Here is a 1,402-nt window from a genome sequence, read left to right as displayed (position 1 = left end):
GGGTGATGTCGGTGGTGCCGTCGACATATTGGCCGCCCGAATCCACCAGCAGCAATTCACCCGGTTTCACGGGCCGGTTGGTGTCCTCGTTCACGCGGTAATGGACGATCGCGCCATTGCCACCCGCGCCGCAGATCGTCTCGAAGGAGATGTCGATCAGCGCGTTGGTGTCGCGGCGGAAGCCCTCAAGGGCGGTGACCACGTCGATCTCGGTCAGCTTGCCTTTCGGGGCTTCCGTGTCGAGCCAGCTCAGGAACTCGACCATCGCTGTGGCGTCGCGCAGATGCGCCGCCTCCATGCCTGCGACTTCGGCGGCGTTCTTGCGCGCTTTCGGCAGGATGCAGGGATCGGGCGCCTCATGGATCTTGGTGTCGTGATCGGCCAGCAGCAGCGAGACGGCCAGCGGTGCGCTGTCGGGGTCGACAAGCACCGGGCCTTCGATCGCCTCCAGCGCGGCGGTCAGGCTGTCGGGCGGCAGGATCGAGACCTCGTCGCCCAGATGGGCGCGCAGGTCGGCGTCGAATTTCGCGTCATCGGCAAAAAGCTTCACCGCGCCATCGTCGAAGAGCACCGCGAAGGACTGCACCACCGGGTTGCGGGGAATGTCGGAGCCGCGAATGTTGAGAAGCCAGCAGATCGAGTCCGGCAGGGTGAGGACGGCGGCCGCGATATCGTCGTCGCGCAGCGCTTCGGCCAGACGGGCGCGTTTCTCTGCTGCCGTTTCGCCTGCGAATTCCGGCGGGTGAATGCGGGCCGGTTCGGCGGGCGGGGCAGGGCGGTCGTTCCAGACGCGGTCCACGAGGTTCTCGCTCTCGATCAGCGCGATGCCGGTGCCTTCCAGCCCCTCGCGGATTTTCGCGATCTCGGATTTGGTATGCAGCCACGGATCGAAGCCGATCTTGGCGCCTGCGTGTGCGTGGTCCTTGAGCCAGTCGGCGGGTTTCACCTCGGGCCAGTTCACCGGCGTGAAATGGCCGAGCGAGACCTCGGCGCGCACCTGCACCCGGTAGCGGCCATCGACGAAGACGCCCGCGATCTCGGGCAGGGCGATGCAGAAGCCTGCCGATCCGGTGAAGCCCGTCAGCCACCCCAGCCGCGCATCGCAGGGCGCGACGTACTCTCCCTGATGCGCATCGGCGCGGGGAATGATGAAGCCGTCGAGCCCCGCTGCGGACATGGCTTCGCGCAGCGCCGCCAGCCGGGGCGGGCCCAGTTCGGGGCGCGATTGCACCGAGAAATCCTGAAACATCAGATAGCCTTCTTGATCCCGAGGAAGCGGGCGCGGGCCCGCGGATCGCTGTCGAAGAGGGAGGCGAGCTGCTCGGTCATGGCGCCCGCCAGTTGCTCCACATCGGTGATCGTCACCGCGTGCTGGTAATAGCGCGTCACGTCATGGCCGATG

General features: G+C 66.8%; 2 protein-coding genes. Both read right to left on the bottom strand.

Annotation, left to right across the window (positions count from 1 at the left end):
- On the bottom strand, window positions 1–1,249 hold a 1,249-nt coding region (locus B3D39_RS13565), incomplete at its 3' end, for an aminopeptidase P family N-terminal domain-containing protein (protein ID WP_286789795.1).
- The gene (locus tag B3D39_RS20670) at window positions 1,249–1,389 is read right to left on the bottom strand and encodes a cobaltochelatase CobT-related protein (RefSeq protein WP_414718004.1); all 141 of its coding nucleotides are present in this window, start codon (window positions 1,387–1,389) and stop codon (window positions 1,249–1,251) included. The genes B3D39_RS20670 and B3D39_RS13565, both read right to left, overlap by 1 nt.
- Window positions 1,390–1,402: the final 13 nt, after the last annotated feature.

It is taken from the genome of Thioclava sp. UBA3469 (assembly GCF_002378135.1).
GTDB lineage: Bacteria > Pseudomonadota > Alphaproteobacteria > Rhodobacterales > Rhodobacteraceae > Thioclava > Thioclava sediminum.
The sequence above is the reverse complement of the archived record's forward strand: the minus strand, read 5'-3'. Positions and strand labels throughout refer to the sequence as shown.